Raw genomic sequence first — 19,140 nt, 5'->3', positions numbered from 1 at the left:
TCATTTTTTAATTGGTCTGTTTTCTCATTATTATCCTTAACGTCTAAAACAAAAACCTCTCAACATGTTGAGAGGTCCTAAAAATAATCTTTATAACTTTGGTCTTTCTATTTTTTCTACATTCTCTGCAATTGTTTGATAGTATTGTTTTTTAGAGATTCTTTGATAGTCACCTACGATATAGAACTCTTTTTTTGCTCGTGTAACTGCGACATTAATTAGATTTGGTTTAGAACAAGACCAATTTGCTGCTCCATCACTATTTTCATCTGTTCCAACTACAAAATAAACGATTTCAGCTTCCTTTCCTTGAAAAGTATGTACAGTTCCTACTGAGTTTTTTGTCCAAGCGTCAACTGCCTTTTTTGGTAACCCCCTTTTCTTTAAATAACTTCTAATGCTTCTTTTAAGTCCATTTTTAACTGCTGTAAAAGGAGAGATCACATAGATGTTAGGTAGCTCAGAACTCACACTCCATTTTTCATAAATTTCTTTGGAAATCCATTCTGCCTGTTTCTCAACAAATTGCCTATTGGTAGCTTTTCCTTTAATATCGATCCATGCACTTTTCCCTTGTTCCTTTTCTGCTAACACCATTTTATTATCATAAGCAATTGCGTTTGAAATCGTGAACATAGGGTCTAAGCACCTACGATGAACCCATAAAGGAATACCTATCCACTCTTGATTCTTTTTATACGTGCCAATCGAATTTGCCCTATCTGCTAGTGATTGCACAGACGTTCCCAGCTCGATAAATTCATCATCAATCCCATAATACCTTTTAATATCTCCTAAAATTGTGCGATCAATAGTGACAACTGGTTCAATTTGTATTGGGTCCCCGACAACTATTGCTTTCTGCGATCTCCATAAAGCGCCTGCTGCTTGTTGAGGTGTTGCTTGCCCTGCTTCGTCAATAAATAAATAATTAATAAAGTCTTGCCCAATTCCTTCATACATCTTTCGTATACTGGCAAACGTTGTACTAATTACAGGGGTAATTAAATGTATGATTTCCCACACATTCTTCAAATGCATTTGATGATCCGCTTGATTTAAATCAAGTTTATAGCGATAATTTAACAATCGAAGGCTAGATTTAATGGCCCTATTATTATATATTAGAAACAATTTATGAATTTTCATTGCTTTTAAGAATAACTGCCCTCTTTCAAAATTTAATTCATTTGTTATCCATATGGTGTTTTTCTGCCTATCTTCATATTGGTCTTCTCCCCAGTATTCATCGCTTGGAATTTTTAAACCCTGATGAGCGCATTTATCATCAATGGACTCTTGAAATTTTATCCACCTCATTTTTATTTGATGTCTTTTCTTCTGTAACACATTACGCTTTTTTTCCAACTTATGAATTGTTGTATTTATTTTGCGCCATTTTAATTTTACTTTTCGATTTCTTTCTTTATGAAAAAGTCGTTGGAAAAAATTCATATCTGATACGGTTTGAATTTCTTTTTCAATTGATTCCTTTAGTTGTAATTGTTGAATTAATTCCTGTTCTAATTTGTCCTCTTCTATCTGTAGAGAGGATAGCTCGCTGTCTATATTTTTGTATTTTTTGAAATCCTCAGACATTAATTGCAACTCTGCTTTCTTCTGCTCTACTGAATGTAAAGTACTTTTGAAATCTTCTATTGCAGCCTTCCAATCTGACAAATTGACTTTCTCTTTATCTTGTTCCAATTGTTTTATAAAAGAATTATCCCCCAAATAAAGATTTTTATAATATTGAGCAATATTCGTTGATTTCCCTAAAGCTGCTGAGAATAACCCCCAAGTTTCATCATTTCCTGCAAGAAGAGCTTTTGCAGCGAACGGATACATTGACAATTCTTCTGCTTCTGATGCATATGCTTGATCATATTCAATAAACTGACCTTTATTTTCTTTACGTATAACCTCTTTCTTTTTGGGGAGGTCTTTCGAGATATTTTCAACTGCTCCATTATTGCTTGAAGTCACAACCATTGAATATTGTTTAATCGATTCATGCAATTCATAGATTTGATATGGGTAATTGTCTAAATCTATTTTCTTCACTTTTTTTAGAGCGTCTTCAGGATTTTTAAACCGTGCCATTTTTTCAGCTCTTGCTACAATAAGGTGAGCAAACACATCTTTTAGCAACGTCGTTTTACCTGTTCCTGGTGGGCCATTGACTGAATTTATCGTCTGGCTATTATTAATTATTTGATTTACAGCTACTTGTTGCATTAATGATAACCTGTGTTCAACAGGTGATGGCCATCTACCATTAGGTAAGTATTTAGGTTGCAGTACATCTTCAATGTATGCTCTATTCTCATCGATATCTATACGATGATCTGTCCCTTCAATAAATTGACGTAACGTTTTATTCTCACCTTTAGAAATAATGTCTCCTAAATCATCTAAGAAAAAGCTATTAAAGTTATTGTAACTGCCTTCTTGTCCTATTTTTATGATTTCCTTCTCAATATAATGGAGTCCCTGATCATCAATTCGTAAAAAGTACCGATTATATAACTTGTTTACTTTTTCTAGAGATTTTTCGGTAACACCATTGACGAAAATATCATCAACTTGTTCCTCAAATAAACGCAAATGATCTTTAAATTTCGTCATCAATTCATCATAAGTCACTTTAGAACGTTCTTTTAACAATTTCATCACATACATTAGTATAGGTACAAATAAAGAATTCTTCATATACTTACCTGTATGATCTACTAGGAAAGACATACTAAATAACATTTTATGATCGCGATTCATCATTTCTTCATTCGTGTGAAATAACTCACGTAAATACTTAACAAGCTTATATTGCTCAAAGCATCCAATATAATATCGAAATTGAATAAATTGCTTTTCTTCATTTTTCAATTTGTTTACTTCCCATGGTTTTTCCGAAAAAAGAACTTGTTCTGTTTTATGTACCTTCTCATCATGCTGAAAATGTTTTTTTTCTAAAGTTTCTCCTATTCCATTGACTGAACTAGGAGACAAAGCTTCAATTAAATGCCATGCCCTTAAAACATTTTCTACATTAGTTTTACTAATTCCCATAGTTATCCCCCATCTAACTAAAACGTCTGTTATAAATATTTTTTAATATTTGTTTTTAAAAATGAGCAGTGGAAATTCTGATTGCTTGTGTAAGGACCTTATTTTCAGTAGCACTTCAGGATATCTCTACTTGAAAATGTTTTTCTAAAAATTCATACGAAAGTAAGAATCTCTGTTTCATTACTAATTCGTCGTTGCCGACGACGAAGACCTAGACGCTGCTTCATCAGCCTTCACACAATCAATTGCAACAACGAGCGCAATCATCATAGGCTCCATCTCTTCTTTTGAAATATCGACCTTATAGCTATCTCCCCATGTAAACCATTCCTTCTTCACCTGACCGATCACTTCGCCATTCTGCAGCACTTGGAAATTCATATCCCACCAGTTACCTTGCACTTCGATCCCAGCAGCATCAATTGAATATTTTGCTTTAAAGAACGTAAACTCCTTTTTGATCGTCAATACCTCTTGACTACCAACTTCTACTAAAAACTTCGGCAGAAAGCTAAACATTTTCTTCGTAATAACCGCGAATTCATCTCGCTCTTTATTCAAAATGGTAAACGTCTTCGGCATCTTCATAAAGCTGCCCTCGACCACATACACATCGTTCTCCTGCTGATCCTTTACCGTAAACCTGCCGCTCAGACTAAATACTTTCTGCTTCATGTAAAGCTGTTTCATATGTACCTCCGATTCAGTTCAAAATTTATCAGTCTTTTATCTATTCTTTATTTACATCTAATTATACCAAAAAATAGAATGATCAAAAAACGTGTCAGAATTCACTCAAGTTATAATGGAAATATAAACAAAAATGAAAGGAGAACTTATGAAAAAAAATCGCTTTTTTTGACTGGACCATCCATTTACAAACAGATTTAACGGCGATTACAGATCATCATGAAAAGAAGATGATCATTTTAGAACCATCAATTGAACTAAACAGCGTGATTTGGATGGATGAAAACGATGAGCTACAAATCAAACCGACTTGAGATTGTGTCATTATTATTAGTGCCAAACTTATGACTGTCAAAGTTCGTGATGCAGAAGATGTTGTAGGTTTACCATAAAAACAAAAAAGTCTCGTTTGAGGGAAATCACTCAAATGAGACTTTTTTGTTTAGTTACCGCAATTATTTAATAACCATTTACAAAGTAAGCAATGGTTTCCAATTCATCTTCTTTCAGTTCTCTGTTTACATATTTTTTATATGCACTTATGATTTCTTTTCTTAACTCCTTCACAACTAAGGATATTGTTTGTTTCCACTTATTTTTCACCCTTCCAACCTCATGCTTTTCTTACTTCCACTTCTATGTCTTCTATTCGTTGTTTTTCTATTGTCAATTCTTCAAACCATTCTTTATCGTCTTTTTCAAGTGCATGATGCATAAGTTCTAAATAATCTTTAGAAGATTTTCTAGGTATATTCATGAAATGCTCTATATCGAATTTCAAAAGTTATGCCCCATTCCTTTGATTTCGTTTTATAGTGATTACACCTTTCCAAAAGAAATCTAATTAACTAACGGTTCATGTTGACCTTTTACAATTAGGTCAGAATGTTTTACTTCCCCTAAATAAAATCGATTAGTTAAAATGTTTCGTATTACCCAGACGGAAACATATTTACCATGATGCGTCTTGTAACCTAACTCAAACAAGTAATGTTGAACTTTCCTAATGGACTTTAATTCGAGGTAACTTTTTAAAAATTCTCTTACGACTTCTACTTTGTCATTATCAACCACCACAATTGGCTTTTTCACGCCTTCGTGTTTCCACTGGTATCCAATTGGTCGATTGCCACAACTTTTAATTTCACCTTTAGCTTTTTGAAGTCTACCATTGCCAATTTCATATTAATATTCAATCTGTCATATTGGTCAAGGAACTCCATCGTTCCATTGAGTAGGAAATCGTTAGGGTCCTTGTCATAGTTGGAATAGGTTGGTTGTTCAATGGCTAGTTAACATCGCACTATCTTTCATCTATTGCCTTTAAATTATCAGCCTCCATAAGCGACTGGTATTCATTTCTATTACTCTTTTAATAACACCTTTTGATGAAGCAGAAAATAGTTCAGTAATTCCCTCTCTCTGAAATAAAGTACCACTTATACCAAGATCCTTAAAAATCTTAACGACTTCTAATTTGTTCTTTTTACAAAACTCTTTGATAGCAGCTTCCTGAACATCTTTTCCATATCCTTTTTCAGCTTGTGTTTCTGTAGATACTCGAATATAACCAAAAACTTTCTACATTTACAAACGAAATTTCTAAATTTGTTAATTAAATATAAAACTGCTCGTTATTTTTGTTAACTCTTATGTATAAGGTTTTATGAAAACAGACTAGATTGTTAATATAATTTTTTTCAAGACTAAAAAAACCAGCTATCTTTATCTAAAAAGATTAGCTGGACTGTCCTTAATAAACTATTCAACCAATTCATTATACTTTCGAATTTCATCTAAAGAAATATTTTCATGGCTTACTAATTGATAGTGTTTTTCTTTAACCTTTCTAATATCTCCATCAACTAGAGTAAATTCAAATATAGCAATTACATCATCACTTATAAATTGCGTAGCAATAGCTTTACAGATTAAATCTGAATACTTTTCTCTACATAACGCAATATCTTGCTCTATTTGTACAACACCGATTTCATCTGTGCCACCTTTAGCTTGTACAGGAAAAACATAATGTTTTCCGTTTTTATCTACACCTACATATAGTTCATCTGTCTCTACTTGACCTATACCTTGAACCGTAGTTCTAAGATGATTCTGCAAGGAATAACAAGTCACACCAGAGAAAACATCAATTAATCTATTATATCTGACCTTAGTTAATAACGCTTGTTCATCTGACAAGGCATGCTTTTGAACAATACTCGGAGTAGCATCCGGTATTTTTATCTTCATCATCATGTCGTCTGGTATTATTCTAGATTCCTTTACCGCTACAAAAGCATACTTTGCTCTTCCCACATTCTTAATTACCCACTCTTTCCCATTTGGCGCTCTATCCACAATAGCCTTTGGTAAAGGTGTTCTGAATTTAAAAGAATAAATTACATCACCTAAATTTTTTGGTAAAGCTATATTTAAAGATTTAGCTGTCTCAATAAATTCATCTCTTTTAAACTCTATATATTCTGCCCCATCAATATACCTACTTAAAAAAATATGCTCAACAATTTGGGAGTATCTATTTTGCTTTATCTCCAAATCACTTCCCCCTTATCCTTCCCAACTAAGTATTACAACTTCCTCTTTTAATTGTTCTCCGGTAACAGTGGAAATCCTAGTACGAAATAAGTCTATTCTTTCTACTTTATATCCTAAATCTGTGGCTACCTCTGCTATAATCTCACCTGTTTTTATTAATACCCTAAAATAAGAAGCTTGATCTCCCACTACATACGCCAATTTTGCATTTGGTTTTAATAAAGATTTTAAGCTTTCCAAATGTCTTGCAATACCTCCGAAATATAATTCAACCACTCGATGGTAATATTTTTCAAAACCGGAAGTTTTATTTAATTCAATTCTTTTATCCTCAATCTTTCTAACCAAGCTTTGAATTGTCTTGTTATCTTTAACCCATTTTTCATCATCATCTTTAACGTAAACATTTCTAGTGTTTGAACGCAATAGTTTCTCTTTATTAGCTCTCAATTCCGCTTTTGTGTTTACATATCCTAAAATTACTGATTCCAATCGAGTTGTTCTCGTGTAGTCTTTTTCATTCGGATAAGGGGGTGATGTAATAACCGCGTCAATACTAGCTTTTGGAATGTTATCTTTTATATCTCTTGCGTCACCCAAAATTACTTCTGACTCTACGGCACTAAAGGTTTGATACTGCTGAAGATCTGTAGACATATTTTCTACTTGTTTAATCCATAATCCCACAACATCTGCATCCTGTTTTTTCTTCCTACTAACACCAACTTCAGGACCAAACTTCAAATTGCTATAAGAAAAGACTATTTGCTTTGCCAATGCTAATTTAAGATGGTCGTAGTATCTACACTTATCGTAATCTTCTAAAACCTCGCATAGAATTAAAGTTTTATGTAAAGGTAACTCACTTATAGAATTTTTAATTATTAACTTTTGTTTTTCTTCTGATAATGTTCTTAAGCTTGTCTCCTCATTAATCTTTTCCAAAGCTTTTTGAGCAATTTCTTTCGCTACTTCGACCAATTCATTTCCGTCAATATTCCAATCTATTTTGACTTTTCCTGCTAGTTGAGCTAAAGGATTGGCTTCTAAACCCACAGACTTCACACCCATCTTTTTACACTCAACTACTGTTGTACCTGTTCCACAAAAAGGATCGAGCACCGTATGATTTTCATTTAAGTTAAACTCGTTCACGTAATTTCTTACTAAATGTGGAGGATAGGAAAGTATAAAACGATACCAATCATGTATCGGTAAATCCTCTTCATAAAATCTATTTAATTCTAGCCCTTGTTTATTTTGAACTGAATATGTCATATTAAACTGAACACCTCTACTTTTTGTTGAATCTAAATATATTCTACCGTAATAGACAGTTACATAAAATTTTATCCCCAAAAATGCCACCGATGATTTTAGCTTATTTTTATTGTGCATCTACAACTAATTTTTTCTTGCGTTTCTCTTAATAATACTATTTTTATAAATTTGTAGCTTAAAATCAGCGAATTAGCTAAACAACCAACTATAACGATTATTAAGTTTGTCATTTCTCGTTATATTTGTAATATCATAGCCTCTCTATGACCTAATTTATTTTTATGATGTTTATCTCCCTTTTGAGAAGATAAGATGTCCTCTTAATGGCTTTAAATTTTTCATATTAGCCATACAACTGCTGTTATAAAAATGTTCCTGTCACGCCTGATATAACATATAAACTCTATTATAACATTTGTTCTATGTATGAAAAACTCCTTTTAAATGTAGGGAAGCACACGAAGAGTAATAAAATGGAAGTAGTCTATCAAAACGGTAATTTTTTTAAGTGAGAAATAAAACAGATCACCAATATGTCGATTTTTAGCTTTAAGAATTCACAAAAAAGAACGAAAGTTTCTTCGCTCTTATAAAATCCTTATATATTTTTATTTTACTGGGCTTCAATTTGTTTTATCTTTTTTTTGGTTATTCCATAAACGCTTTAAACGTCTGTGTGAGCCATTTCGACATACCACATCTCCCCCTAACATCAGCAATCATTCAAAAGCTCTTTTATCTGTTATTTGACCATTCCAATAAAGTTCAAAAGCTTTTTCAACATCAATTACATCATCATATTCTATACTGTATGATTATTATATTTTATCTATTATTTACCACAATAATTGTACAATTTGAAGTGCTTAGTTTCAGAAATTCTATTATACAAAATAATCAAACTTCTATAGTATCTTAATTGAAAACTTAATAAGTAATAAAAAGAGGAAAACCAAATTACTTCTCTTCCACTTTGTATTGCTACTTATTTAACCTATTTTTAATTTAGAAATCTCAATAATACACTCTGTTTTTTTGTTTACCATCACTTATGATAAGGCTCCCCCCGCACAATCCGAAACACCCGATAAATCTGCTCCAGGAGTACCAGCCTCATCAACTGATGCGGAAACGTCATTTTCGAAAACGATAGCTTCTCATTCGCACGCTGCATCACAGCATCGCTTAACCCAAGGGATCCGCCTATGACAAAACACACCTTGCTTTTTCCGTATGTTGCCAGCTTATCTATTGTATCGGCTAATTCTTCGGAACTTTTCATCTTTCCTTCGATGGCGAGGGCGATGACGTGGGCGTCTGGGTTGATTTTGCTTAGGATGCGTTCGCCTTCTTTGTCTTTGATGATTTTCATGTCTTGATCGCTGAGGTGTTCGGGTGCTTTTTCGTCTGCGAGCTCAATGATGTCGACTTTGGCATAGGCTTGTAATCGTTTTGTGTATTCAGCTATGCCTTGTTTTAAATATTTTTCTTTTAATTTTCCGATTGTGATGATTGATATATTCACAGGTCATCCCCACCTTAAGAACAAGTTATTCATATAAGTTATCAACAATTGTGGATAAAATTTGTGTATTTTGTGTCCGATCATTCGTTCCCCACTATATATATTGCAGGTTCATCGCACAATTCACAGGCTGTGGATAACCTGTGTGTATGTTCGATTTTTCTGAATTCTGGTGGCGTTTCGTGATCATCTATGTACATGTCTAGTACGGTTTCTATATGTTCTGCGCAAGCATAAAGTGATTTGTTCATAAGTTTCTATTCCTCCAATATATTCTCTGGTTATTCACAAGTGTTTTGCTCATTGTTCAATATAACCGATTTATTCACATGTTAATAGTCTTTTGCCATTTTGCACACCTTTTATCCACAAACCAAACAAAAAAACCTCCACTTCCTGTGAAGTGAAGGGTTCCTTCTATATAAATGGATTATAAAATCTCGTTCCTCTGACAAACGTAATCACAAGAGACACGATCAGCACCACACCAACAAACAATAACGCCACATAGTCTGCTTTTTGAAAGTCTTTCGCCGTAAACCATGTGCGCTTTTTATGCTTTCCAAATCCGCGCAGCTCCATTGCATTGCTAATCGTCTCAATCCGCTCTAGGCTGGAGAAAATAAGCGGCATGACGATTGATAATGCATTTTTGATTCGTTTGCCTAGTTTTTCGTTCTTCGATAAATCAATTCCTCTCGCTTGCTGAGAGATCGCAATCGTCCGAAAATCCCGCTGGATGTCTGGAATATAGCGTAAAGCAATCGCTACGGCGTACGAGATCCGGTAGCTCACACCAATTCGACTTAATGATGAGGCAAATTCACTTGGATTCGTTGTCACAATAAATAAGAGCGCCGCTGGCATGACCGTCACATATTTGAGTGTAATGTTCAATTGATAGAAAAGCTGCTCAAGTGTGACATTGTACCAGCCTGCAATATGAAACAGCTCGTGCTTTGCTCCGTAGATGGCAACACCTTGCTGAGGCGCAAAGATGTAAATGGCGATGTTGTTGATCACTAAAAATATCGCCAGAACGATCACCACGAAGGAGATATCACGAAATTTCACGTTCGATAGCTGAAAGAATACGATACTAGCAACTAGCATAAAGACTAATACGCCTGTATCATACGTGAGCATCGCTGCGGATGACCAGAGGATAAAGCAAATGAGTTTGGTTGCACCTGTCAGCCGATGAATCGGCGACGGGCGGTCGATATAGGACAACATGTCTACAGCCATGTCATTCGTTCCTTTCTGTCAACCTCAATGAAGCGATCCACGAGTTCATTTGGATTCGGCCATTCTGCTTTTATCGCCAATTCATAAAGTGATGTTTCTTTTAAGCTCGCCTTTTGGACAAGCAGCTGATCTGTCAGCACTTTGGCTGGTGTATCATCTGCGATTTTTTCTCCATCTGAAATGACAATGGTTCTTGTCGTGTATTCCAGCATCAAATGCATATCGTGTGTAATCATTAAAATCGTGACGCCTTGTTTATTTAGTTGCTCTAAGAACGTCATCATTTCTGTGTAATGTCTAAAATCCTGTCCGGCGGTTGGCTCGTCTAAAATGATGATCTCAGGCTCTAATGCAAGAATAGACGCAATGGTGACGCGTTTTTTCTGTCCAAAGCTGAGGGCCGAAATGGGCCAGTTCCGAAATGGATACAAGCCGCATACTTTGAGGACACGCTCGACACGCTCTTTTATTTCTTCCTCCCGTACACCTCTTAGCACAAGACCTAGCGCTACCTCATCAAAGATCATTTGCTTTGAAATCATTTGATTCGGGTTTTGCATGACGACACCGATTCGTTCGGAGCGTTGTTTGATCGTATCTCCTGTGATGTCATCGCCATTTAAAAGGATCGCTCCTTTAGATGGTTTTTCAAACGCACAGAGTAGCTTGGATAGTGTCGTTTTGCCAGCTCCATTGGCTCCCGCAATGCTGACCATTTCCCCTTTTTTCACAGTAAAGGAGATGTTTTTGAGCGTGTTTGGTCTTGTAGGGTAGTCAAAGCTAAGATCCCGCACTTCTAACAAATCGTGCGCTATTTTCTCTTCCTTTGCCTGATGCTCTATTTCCATCCACTGTTTGATTTTATGCTTGGCATCGTCATCTAAGGTCAGACGTTTTAAGTCGGCTAGCTGCCCGCTTGACCTCACCTGAATCCCTGCATACTTCATCGCCTTCACATATAATGGCTCTCGCAAATTTGTCTCTTCCAAAACATTCGAAGCGAGTAATTCATCTGGTGTCATATCTGCTGCAATGGTTCCGTCGTGGATGACGATAATGCGATCTACATGGCGGTACAGTACATCCTCTAATCGGTGCTCGATCATGACAACCGTCTTTTTCGTTTCTTTTTGCAATCGGTCAATGAGGTCAATGACTTCCTTGCCTGTTGCGGGATCGAGGCTCGCAAGCGGTTCATCAAAGAGTAAAATGTCGACATCGTTTACAAGCACGCCTGCAATGGCGACACGCTGTTTTTGACCACCTGACAGCTCATGTACGGATGATGCCAGCTTGCCGTCTACTTCTGTTAATCTCGCCGCTTCTTCTACACGAGCCGTCATCTCTTCACGTGCTACCTGGTCATTTTCTAGCGTAAACGCTATATCTTCTGCAACCGTCAGACCGATAAATTGTCCATCAGGGTCTTGCAGGACCGTTCCGACGAGCTGTGAGAGGGAGAAAATGCTCTCCTTTTCTGCATCCTTTCCGCCGATGTGAAGACTTCCTTCCATTGAGCCTTTATAAGACGCAGGAACTAGCCCATTGATACAATGAGCTAGTGTGCTTTTACCCGATCCAGACGGGCCTGCTATTAAGACTTTTTCACCTTCATAGATGGTCAGATTGATGTCTTTCAATGTCGGTTCTGACTGACTACGATATTTGAATCCGAAATGTTCGAATTGAATCATCGGTTTCTTCATTTATGTGTTCCACCTTGCTTCATGATGTTTCTTTCGATAGGCTGCCGCTTTTGCTTCTCGTTTTTGCATAAGCTGCAATGATGATCGTACCAAGTATACCGACTGTCATGATGTTGGATATACCTGCCACAATTCCTTGTGCGAATACTTTTTTAGCGGGTTCAGCATAGATCACAATATCAAGCACAGGGGCAATGACAAACCAGCCAAGTGCCTGCACGCTTATTTGCACTACATTGAAAAGCGCGATTTTTTTCCAGCCGAAGTCACCCTCTTCTACTTTTAAACGGTTTGAAATGAAGCCGATCATTAAACCTACAAAACCCGAAACGATAATCCAGCTCCACCAAGGGCCGAATGTGGTGGCATCTTTAATAAGATGACCTATAAAACCAATGAGTGCGCCTGCAACAGGACCAAATAACACAGCCATTAAAGCAAGGAATGCGTACGATGTTTCAATTTGTGTATTGGGAATGCCTGTTGGAATCGAAACGAAGCGACCTAAAATGACAAAGACGGCTGCGCCAATTCCGATGGCAACGACAGTTTTCGTTGAAAGTTGTTTACCTGCCATGATGTTTCCTCCTTCTTATTCGTATATAATGCGCGGAGCTTTTCGAATCGAAAGGCGCCAGCCTGTGCCTGTACCGATGTTATAAGCCTTTGCAAATGACCCTTGATTGATCGCCACACCTAGATGGTCGAGTGAATTGACATATACGAGTGGTTCGCCTACCTTTAAATCGGCAAAAGATCGTCCATAGGTCATGATATTTTTATACACATTTTTTGGTCCGTTGGCAATGGTAACTTCTATTGCATCACCATAATTAATTGAAAGTTGTTCAAATAACGTGTAATGGATGTTTGTCCAAAGGTTTCCGAATCTGACATCCAAAATATCAATCGTCCCTGTGATGACCTCACCTTCTGCATAAGCCTTTACAACTGGAAGGTGAATAATATCATCAATATTCGCCTTTGGTCCTACCTCTTCAAAGGAAATCACACCTGAAGCGATTCTCGCTCCTGTATATGCATAAATATCTCTTCCATGGAATGTATGTGATTTTCCCGACTTCGGTAGCCGGTTGATGGTTTCATCTAAATAACGGGCTTCGACAATCCCAATATCCTGTGCGACGTGCGTGAGTGTCCCGTTATCTGGGGTAATGATATAGTGTGAGCTTGTTGTTTTGACGACAAGACTCTTTCGCTCTGATCCAACGCCAGGGTCAACAACAGAGACGAAGACCGTTTCCTCCGGCCAGTATGTGACGGTTTGGAGCAGGCGATAAGATGCCTCCCAAATGTCATATTGCGGAATGTTGTGCGTTAAATCAAAAATGCGAATGTTGTTGCTGACCGTATTTGCCACTCCATACATTGCACTGACAGCACCATCATCAATGCCGAAATCTGATTGTAAAACCAATGCATGTTCACTCATGTCAATCTCCCTTTCATTTGAAAAATGGTTGTGTGTTTCACGTGGAACATTTGAACATTTGTATGAAAAAAGTGGAAAATAAAAAATACCCCATCCTTATCTTTGAAACATAAGGACGAGGTATTTGTCTCGTGGTACCACCTTTATTTACTGTTTGCTCACGCTAAACAGCCTCTACAAGTACAAAGCTCCAATCTGGCTCATATACTGTGGTTTTGATAACGAGTACCAATTCTCGTCGTGACCTACTAATATCAAAGATACGTTCAGCACGAGGCTCAGAGACCATTTTTCGAATCATTATTTTTTGCTTCTTTTCAGCTACCGAAGCTCTCTGTGAAAAAATTGATGATTGTACTTTCTCTCGTCATTGCCTGTTCTTATTTTGAGTTAACGCTATCATACATGATGTTTTTTTATAAATCAAGATATAATTCTGAACATTTTTAAAAATAAATTAATTTCTGTTGGAAGAGTCCTTTTTTTAAAATTTAAACAAATGTTAAAGAGCAGGATATGGTGTCTTTCTTTTCTAGCGTTATAATAAAGATGAAGGGAGGTACAGTGCGTGTGGACCATCTGTTTTAATGAGTTTAAGCAGCTCTTTAAGAGTACAAAATCCATTTTAACAATTGTGATTATTTTCTTTTTATCTACTTTTGTATCAAGTCTTCCTTTTGTCGCAACTTATCAAGATGTATGGCAGCAGGTAAAGGACCCTTATTCGATTGGGAATGAACTGGTGATCTCATTATTTGGTTTTTTCCTTATTTTTTTATTGTCTCATGATATTTTGAGTCGCGAAATTTATTTGAAAACGATTCGTTTTCTTGTGAGCAAAACGACACGTCTGAATATTGTCATTGGCAAATACCTTGGATTGATGCTATTTTGGTTCAGTTGTATTATGACGACATATGTTTTGAACATGGTCATTTCACACCGTTTTCTATTCTCTGATGCCTTCAAAACATTGACTTTTATCAGCGTGGGCATCTCGTTTGCTTTGTTTTTATCTATACTCTTTCCGACGCCGCAGAGATCAATGTTTGTTGGGATGTTGTTTTCATTTCTTTTTCCGATCATCAGTGTGATATCTGTTTTTTCATCAGAATGGTTTATCCACTGGTTTCAATTCATGACCCCCTATTATTATGCACGCTGGAGGGAGCCGCTTACCTTTGTCCTGATAAATGCGGCATTGACCACTTTCTTACTGATTGGAACAGCGCTCCTGTTTCAGAGGAGGGATGTGTAGGTGCTTCAAACAAAAGGGCTGACAAAAATATATCGGACGAAAGTAGCGATAGATCATATTGATCTAGAAGTACAAAAAGGAGATGTCTTCGGACTAATCGGACCAAAAGAAGCGGGGAAAACTACGTTTTTCAATATCATTACGGGTTTCTCTCGTCCGACTTCTGGCACTTTTACGATCATGAATGCTCTTTCCTTAAAAAAAGTGAGGCATCAAATAGGCGTTTTGCCCGAATATACGGATTTATATGAAGGACTCACCGCAATTGAGCATGTTGCCTATTTATCTAAAATTACGGGATCACGTCAGAAGACAAGCTTTTATGAAGAATTGCTGGAATTCGTCGGTTTACGCCCCTATCAGCATGAGAAAATAGGTGCCTTTACATCTGGCATGAAGAAACGTCTAGGAATGGCACAGGCAATCGCCCATCAGCCTGAATTTATTTTACTCGATGAGCCTTTTGCTGATATTGATTCAGATTCCATCATACACATCCAACAGGTGATTCAAGCACTCAAATATGAAGGGAAAACGGTGCTTTTAACGGCTGACAGTCCAAGGTTTACAAGGAGTATCTGTACAAAAGCTGTGTTCATTTCTGAAGGAAAATTAGTGCCTCCAAGTACTCACCCCCTAGAGAAAACCCTCACGTCCTCAAACATTCGTGTCACCTTCAAACATGCATGGATTGATGATGAGGTGAAACCTGTTCTCACGCAGTACTTGCAAAGTGTGGGAACAGATCTTGTGATCAGTGATGATGAGACCTCATTGTTGATTCATTCAGAAGCCCGAATCCCTGCTATTATCCGTGCCTTCGTTAAATGTAAGGTAGATCTATATCGAGTGATGGCTCAGGATGACGTTATATCCTCATAAAAAAGTACCGTACGCTGTTTGCACGGTACTTCTTCTTTGTTGATAGAAGTTTACTCATATTTCTGCAAAGCCCGATTTCTCGTAAAGCGAACAGGCCATTCGATTATGGGCACAGACGTGTAGCGAGAGTTTTTGCACCTCTAATGTCTTTGCTCGCTTCTCTAATGCAGCAATGGCTTGTTTCGCAAAGCCTTTTCCCCGGTAAGTCTCAACTAAGGTAAAGTTATACATAAAGCCTTCTTGTTGAGGGTGATGCGGATCGTGATAGAGCCAAACCCAGCCAATGGCTTCTTCCCCGTTTCATAAATTCAACAGCTCATGATTTTCTGTATGAATGCCGTTGGGAAGCAGACTGTTAAATTGATCTTCTGCATTCTCAAGCGCTTCTTCCTTTTCTGCATATCTCTTAATGGACGCCTCCATCAATGAGGCTTCATCTGATTGTGACATCGGTTGTAATGTAACCAATCGTATGCCCCCTTTCCATCCTCATATGATGAGCATGCAAAAAAACCAGTCCCATCATGGAACTGGCTATCCGCCAAATTGGTCGGTTTGGGAGAGTTTGATCTCTACCGACTTTTTCTTTCCGCTTCGATAAAATTGTACCTTTACCTTATCGCCGACTTTCTTTTGATACAAATATTTGCGCAAATCCACAATATTTTGTACGTTCTTTCCATCAAAAGATGTCACCACATCCAGCTCTTTTAATCCCGCTTTTCCTGCTGGAGACAAAGGTTCAACGCTCATCACTACGACACCTGTTGTCACTTTTGTTGGCAGTTTCAACGTTTCCTGCCAATGATAGCTTGCGATATCTAGTAATGATTTCATACCAACGCCAAGGTATGGACGTTTGACTTCACCATAGCGCTCTAAATCTTCTATAACAGGGATCACAAGGTTAGCTGGAATAGATAGCCCGATTCCTTCTACCTCTGATTCAGCAATCTTCATCGAATTGATGCCGATCACTTTCCCGTCCATATTGATCAGCGCACCACCACTGTTCCCAGGGTTGATGGCGGCATCCGTTTGTAAGACTTCCGCATTCCAATCGGTCTGACCGTCTCCATTTGAATCAACTGGAATGGCACGTTCCGTACCAGAAATAACACCTTGTGTGACAGACCCTGCAAATTCAAGCCCTAATGGATTCCCAATGGCAATCACAGGTTCACCGGGTTTTACATGATCTGAATTACCAAATGTAGCAGTTTTCTTGATCTTATCACTTTTTACTGTCAGCACAGCTAAGTCCATGAGCTGATCGCTTCCCACGAGGTTGGCCCCGATTCTAGTCCCATCTTGCAGACTCACTTCAAGCTGATTCGCTCCTTTGATAACGTGATGGTTCGTCACGATGTAAAAGGTATCGCCCTTTTTTTTATAAATTACACCCGAACCGCTGCCTGCTTCTCCGCCTTCGTCCCAAAAGCTCGACTTCTGGATGTTAATGACGCCAACGACAGTATCAGACATACTAGAAACAACTTTCGTCACAGCATCATTGACGTTAACATTGACAGTTTTTATAGGGCCTTCTGATATTTGCTGTTCTCCAGCCCGCTGCCATCCAAAGGAACCGCTGCTCTGTCCATATACATATGGGAAAAAGAATCCCATTAAAAAAGCTCCTACTAATACACCGATCAAACCAGATAAGAAATATCCTTTTCTGCTTCGTCTCGGCTTCCACTCTATATCGCGATAATCCACTATGTTTCCTTCCTTTCAGTGAATAGATGATGTATATAGTGTTGGTAAGATGCTCCTATCTTAATCATACGATTGTAAAAATCATACGGCGCAAAGCGGGGTCGCCTTTTTCGGGTCAGTATCATATAATTCAAAGCCATCTCCCACTACAAAGCCCTTCATTTCAAGCGTCTGCTGAACCGCCATGCGGGCTAAATCCTTCATATTGTTGTCTTGACTTAAATGAGCCAAATAAATACGGGAAGTGGCATCACCAATGACCTCTGTCATGGCAAGGGCGGCATCTTCATTTGATACATGCCCGACATCACTTAGTATTCTGCGTTTAATGCTCCAAGGATATCTCCCCATTTGCAACATCCCGACGTCGTGATTACTCTCAAATACAAAGGTATTCGCCGATTTGATAATCCCTTTCATCCGATCACTCACATAACCTGTATCCGTCATGAGGGCAAGCTTGCGCCCTCCATAATGAAACACATAAAACATTGGCTCTGCTGCATCATGAGACACACCAAATGACTCGACATCAAGGGCTCCAAATGATTGAACAGTCTCCATATCAAAATGGAACTTCTGGTCTGTTTCGATCTTACCGATTTGGGATTCCATTGCCTTCCACGTTTTCGCATTCGCATAGACGGGCAGCTTGTACTTTCTTGCCATGACACCGAGCCCCTTAATATGATCTGAGTGCTCGTGTGTCACAAAAATTCCGTCCAAGTCTTCAGGCTTTCGGTCGATTTGACCAAGAAGCTCGACCATCTGTTTGCCGCTTAAACCAGCATCCACCAAAAAGGCGTGCTCGTCCGTTTCTAAATAAAAAGCGTTCCCCGTACTTCCGCTCGCTAGTACACTGAACTGCAAGCTCATGTTCTCTCACTCCATTGAAGATTTGTCATCTTTCTCTATATGATCAAGTGTTGATCCGTCGATGGCATTGATCAAATATTCTTCCTCGGTCTTTTTCTTTGAACCAGCTACTGTGCCTTCAAGCTCCACTCTCCATACAGGAACCATGACTTGAGTACTTGCACCTGGATATTGTGTATAGTAGCCGAGTTCTACCTTTTTCACTGTCGTGTTCTGACTCAACATGTTTTGTGTATATAAGTCCTTAACCGTTTCAAGCGCTGGGATAAGGGTTTCTTTTCTCACTTCATTAATTGATGTGACCATCGACTGTTGATACGATACGACTTTGTTCTCGTCATTTAGCTTCAACGTAATTTTTCCAATCGTTTCGGTTTCGTCCAAGCCTTCTTGGAAGATGTATTTCCCTTTATATGTTTGGAAAAAGACTATCTCCCCTGCGTCTTCATCAATACTCCACAACTTATAGTTCTTCCCATCAAGCAAACGCTGGTTCACTAGGTTCGTTGCCGCAGTTTTGATATCTTTTTTCGGCAGAGCCACCGGATCTTGAAATGTCATTTCGAGCACAGTCACAGGATCATCCTTGTCTGTTTTAGGGAATGTGCTCTTGACCTTTTGATCAGATAACCCGTCAACATCCTTTTTCGTAAATTGCTTCTTTTCTGCTGTAATGCGGTATCCAATCTTTGCTTCATCTGATAGATTGCCATATTTAATACCATCTGCTTTCATTTCTTCAAGTGTATCGGTTTTTTCTATAATAGCAAAATGATCGGTTGAGCGTTTTTCAAAGTATTGAAAACCTAGAAAAATATCGAGAACGAGAAAGGCTAGGATGAAGATCGTTTTGGTCTTATTCCACTCCATT

The 19,140-nt window shown here is 37.8% G+C and carries 20 protein-coding genes, 1 pseudogene and 1 other annotated feature; of the genes and pseudogenes, 2 read left to right on the top strand and 19 right to left on the bottom strand.

The features are described 5' to 3' along the window. Positions 1 to 90: 90 nt before the first annotated feature. The 14 genes and pseudogenes from ACIQCE_RS05230 to ACIQCE_RS05165 form a co-directional block, all read right to left on the bottom strand. Entirely contained in the window at positions 91 to 3,069 is a 2,979-nt protein-coding gene (locus ACIQCE_RS05230; RefSeq protein ID WP_400493887.1) for a DEAD/DEAH box helicase, read from the bottom strand. Positions 3,070 to 3,252: 183 nt separating this feature from the next. Then, complete coding sequence (locus ACIQCE_RS05225; RefSeq protein ID WP_400493886.1) at positions 3,253 to 3,759, bottom strand: LURP-one-related/scramblase family protein; 507 nt, start codon at positions 3,757 to 3,759, stop codon at positions 3,253 to 3,255. A 459-nt stretch (positions 3,760 to 4,218) separates the two neighbouring features. Beyond that, a pseudogene (locus tag ACIQCE_RS05220) lies at positions 4,219 to 4,311 on the bottom strand (MBL fold metallo-hydrolase); the annotation flags it as partial. Positions 4,312 to 4,372: 61 nt separating this feature from the next. After that, positions 4,373 to 4,540 carry a hypothetical protein gene (locus ACIQCE_RS05215; protein ID WP_400493885.1) on the bottom strand — a complete coding sequence of 56 codons (168 nt, stop codon included), beginning with the start codon at positions 4,538 to 4,540 and terminating at the stop codon, positions 4,373 to 4,375. 59 nt (positions 4,541 to 4,599) lie between these two features. Next, positions 4,600 to 4,833, bottom strand: coding sequence for a recombinase family protein (locus ACIQCE_RS05210; protein ID WP_400494461.1), 234 nt, complete (start codon positions 4,831 to 4,833; stop codon positions 4,600 to 4,602). A gap of 249 nt (positions 4,834 to 5,082) precedes the next feature. Next, positions 5,083 to 5,325, bottom strand: a complete 243-nt coding sequence (locus ACIQCE_RS05205) for a recombinase family protein (RefSeq protein WP_400494460.1) — start codon at positions 5,323 to 5,325, stop codon at positions 5,083 to 5,085. Between the two features lie 195 nt (positions 5,326 to 5,520). Beyond that, positions 5,521 to 6,318, bottom strand: coding sequence for a hypothetical protein (locus ACIQCE_RS05200; protein ID WP_400493884.1), 798 nt, complete (start codon positions 6,316 to 6,318; stop codon positions 5,521 to 5,523). Between the two features lie 12 nt (positions 6,319 to 6,330). Beyond that, entirely contained in the window at positions 6,331 to 7,596 is a 1,266-nt protein-coding gene (locus ACIQCE_RS05195; RefSeq protein WP_400493883.1) for a DNA methyltransferase, read from the bottom strand. A gap of 1,048 nt (positions 7,597 to 8,644) precedes the next feature. Then, positions 8,645 to 9,124 (bottom strand): 23S rRNA (pseudouridine(1915)-N(3))-methyltransferase RlmH, encoded by a 480-nt coding sequence (gene rlmH, locus ACIQCE_RS05190; RefSeq protein WP_400493882.1) that lies wholly within the window; start codon positions 9,122 to 9,124, stop codon positions 8,645 to 8,647. 80 nt (positions 9,125 to 9,204) lie between these two features. Continuing rightward, entirely contained in the window at positions 9,205 to 9,375 is a 171-nt protein-coding gene (locus tag ACIQCE_RS05185) for a CxxH/CxxC protein (protein WP_400493881.1), read from the bottom strand. Positions 9,376 to 9,541: 166 nt separating this feature from the next. Beyond that, complete coding sequence (locus ACIQCE_RS05180) at positions 9,542 to 10,372, bottom strand: energy-coupling factor transporter transmembrane component T family protein (RefSeq protein WP_400493880.1); 831 nt, start codon at positions 10,370 to 10,372, stop codon at positions 9,542 to 9,544. Next, complete coding sequence (locus tag ACIQCE_RS05175) at positions 10,363 to 12,078, bottom strand: ABC transporter ATP-binding protein (protein ID WP_400493879.1); 1,716 nt, start codon at positions 12,076 to 12,078, stop codon at positions 10,363 to 10,365. Before ACIQCE_RS05175 ends, ACIQCE_RS05180 begins: the two co-directional genes overlap by 10 nt. A 19-nt stretch (positions 12,079 to 12,097) precedes the next feature. Continuing rightward, positions 12,098 to 12,655: an ECF-type riboflavin transporter substrate-binding protein gene (locus ACIQCE_RS05170; protein ID WP_400493878.1), complete on the bottom strand. Its 558-nt coding sequence runs from the start codon at positions 12,653 to 12,655 to the stop codon at positions 12,098 to 12,100. Between the two features lie 15 nt (positions 12,656 to 12,670). After that, positions 12,671 to 13,531 (bottom strand): SAM hydrolase/SAM-dependent halogenase family protein, encoded by an 861-nt coding sequence (locus ACIQCE_RS05165; protein ID WP_353854144.1) that lies wholly within the window; start codon positions 13,529 to 13,531, stop codon positions 12,671 to 12,673. A gap of 108 nt (positions 13,532 to 13,639) precedes the next feature. Next, positions 13,640 to 13,911: a binding site (T-box leader), on the bottom strand. 188 nt (positions 13,912 to 14,099) lie between these two features. Between ACIQCE_RS05165 and ACIQCE_RS05160 the strand changes: the two genes are divergently transcribed. Continuing rightward, positions 14,100 to 14,789: a hypothetical protein gene (locus ACIQCE_RS05160; protein WP_400493877.1), complete on the top strand. Its 690-nt coding sequence runs from the start codon at positions 14,100 to 14,102 to the stop codon at positions 14,787 to 14,789. Further along, the gene (locus ACIQCE_RS05155) at positions 14,790 to 15,671 is read left to right on the top strand and encodes an ABC transporter ATP-binding protein (RefSeq protein WP_400493876.1); all 882 of its coding nucleotides are present in this window, start codon (positions 14,790 to 14,792) and stop codon (positions 15,669 to 15,671) included. A 54-nt stretch (positions 15,672 to 15,725) separates the two neighbouring features. Here the strand turns inward: ACIQCE_RS05155 and ACIQCE_RS05150 are convergent, their stop codons facing one another. From ACIQCE_RS05150 to ACIQCE_RS05130, 5 genes are all read right to left on the bottom strand, one after another. Further along, positions 15,726 to 15,956 carry a GNAT family N-acetyltransferase gene (locus tag ACIQCE_RS05150; protein ID WP_400494459.1) on the bottom strand — a complete coding sequence of 77 codons (231 nt, stop codon included), beginning with the start codon at positions 15,954 to 15,956 and terminating at the stop codon, positions 15,726 to 15,728. Positions 15,957 to 15,971: 15 nt separating this feature from the next. Then, the gene (locus tag ACIQCE_RS05145; RefSeq protein ID WP_400493875.1) at positions 15,972 to 16,139 is read right to left on the bottom strand and encodes a hypothetical protein; all 168 of its coding nucleotides are present in this window, start codon (positions 16,137 to 16,139) and stop codon (positions 15,972 to 15,974) included. Between the two features lie 66 nt (positions 16,140 to 16,205). Then, on the bottom strand, positions 16,206 to 17,393 hold the full coding sequence (locus ACIQCE_RS05140) for a S1C family serine protease (protein ID WP_400493874.1): 1,188 nt from the start codon (positions 17,391 to 17,393) through the stop codon (positions 16,206 to 16,208). A gap of 81 nt (positions 17,394 to 17,474) precedes the next feature. Next, complete coding sequence (locus ACIQCE_RS05135; RefSeq protein ID WP_400493873.1) at positions 17,475 to 18,269, bottom strand: MBL fold metallo-hydrolase; 795 nt, start codon at positions 18,267 to 18,269, stop codon at positions 17,475 to 17,477. A gap of 6 nt (positions 18,270 to 18,275) precedes the next feature. Continuing rightward, on the bottom strand, positions 18,276 to 19,139 hold the full coding sequence (locus ACIQCE_RS05130; protein ID WP_400493872.1) for a two-component system regulatory protein YycI: 864 nt from the start codon (positions 19,137 to 19,139) through the stop codon (positions 18,276 to 18,278). Position 19,140: the final 1 nt, after the last annotated feature.

Source organism: Bacillus sp. NPDC093026 (genome assembly GCF_044754665.1).
GTDB classification, from domain to species: Bacteria; Bacillota; Bacilli; order Bacillales; family Bacillaceae; genus Bacillus; species Bacillus maqinnsis.
This window is presented reverse-complemented; position numbering and strand designations above follow the sequence as displayed.

Excerpts from the sequence above, each read along its gene's own strand:
- ACIQCE_RS05230 (WP_400493887.1), bottom strand. The coding sequence starts at position 3,069 with ATGGGAATTAGTAAAACTAATGTAGAAAATGTTTTAAGGGCATGGCAT.
- ACIQCE_RS05225 (WP_400493886.1), bottom strand. The coding sequence starts at position 3,759 with ATGAAACAGCTTTACATGAAGCAGAAAGTATTTAGTCTGAGCGGCAGG.
- ACIQCE_RS05195 (WP_400493883.1), bottom strand. The coding sequence starts at position 7,596 with ATGACATATTCAGTTCAAAATAAACAAGGGCTAGAATTAAATAGATTT.
- ACIQCE_RS05185 (WP_400493881.1), bottom strand. The coding sequence starts at position 9,375 with ATGAACAAATCACTTTATGCTTGCGCAGAACATATAGAAACCGTACTA.
- ACIQCE_RS05180 (WP_400493880.1), bottom strand. The coding sequence starts at position 10,372 with ATGGCTGTAGACATGTTGTCCTATATCGACCGCCCGTCGCCGATTCAT.
- ACIQCE_RS05175 (WP_400493879.1), bottom strand. The coding sequence starts at position 12,078 with ATGAAGAAACCGATGATTCAATTCGAACATTTCGGATTCAAATATCGT.
- ACIQCE_RS05170 (WP_400493878.1), bottom strand. The coding sequence starts at position 12,655 with ATGGCAGGTAAACAACTTTCAACGAAAACTGTCGTTGCCATCGGAATT.
- ACIQCE_RS05165 (WP_353854144.1), bottom strand. The coding sequence starts at position 13,531 with ATGAGTGAACATGCATTGGTTTTACAATCAGATTTCGGCATTGATGAT.
- ACIQCE_RS05135 (WP_400493873.1), bottom strand. The coding sequence starts at position 18,269 with ATGAGCTTGCAGTTCAGTGTACTAGCGAGCGGAAGTACGGGGAACGCT.
- ACIQCE_RS05130 (WP_400493872.1), bottom strand. The coding sequence starts at position 19,139 with ATGGAGTGGAATAAGACCAAAACGATCTTCATCCTAGCCTTTCTCGTT.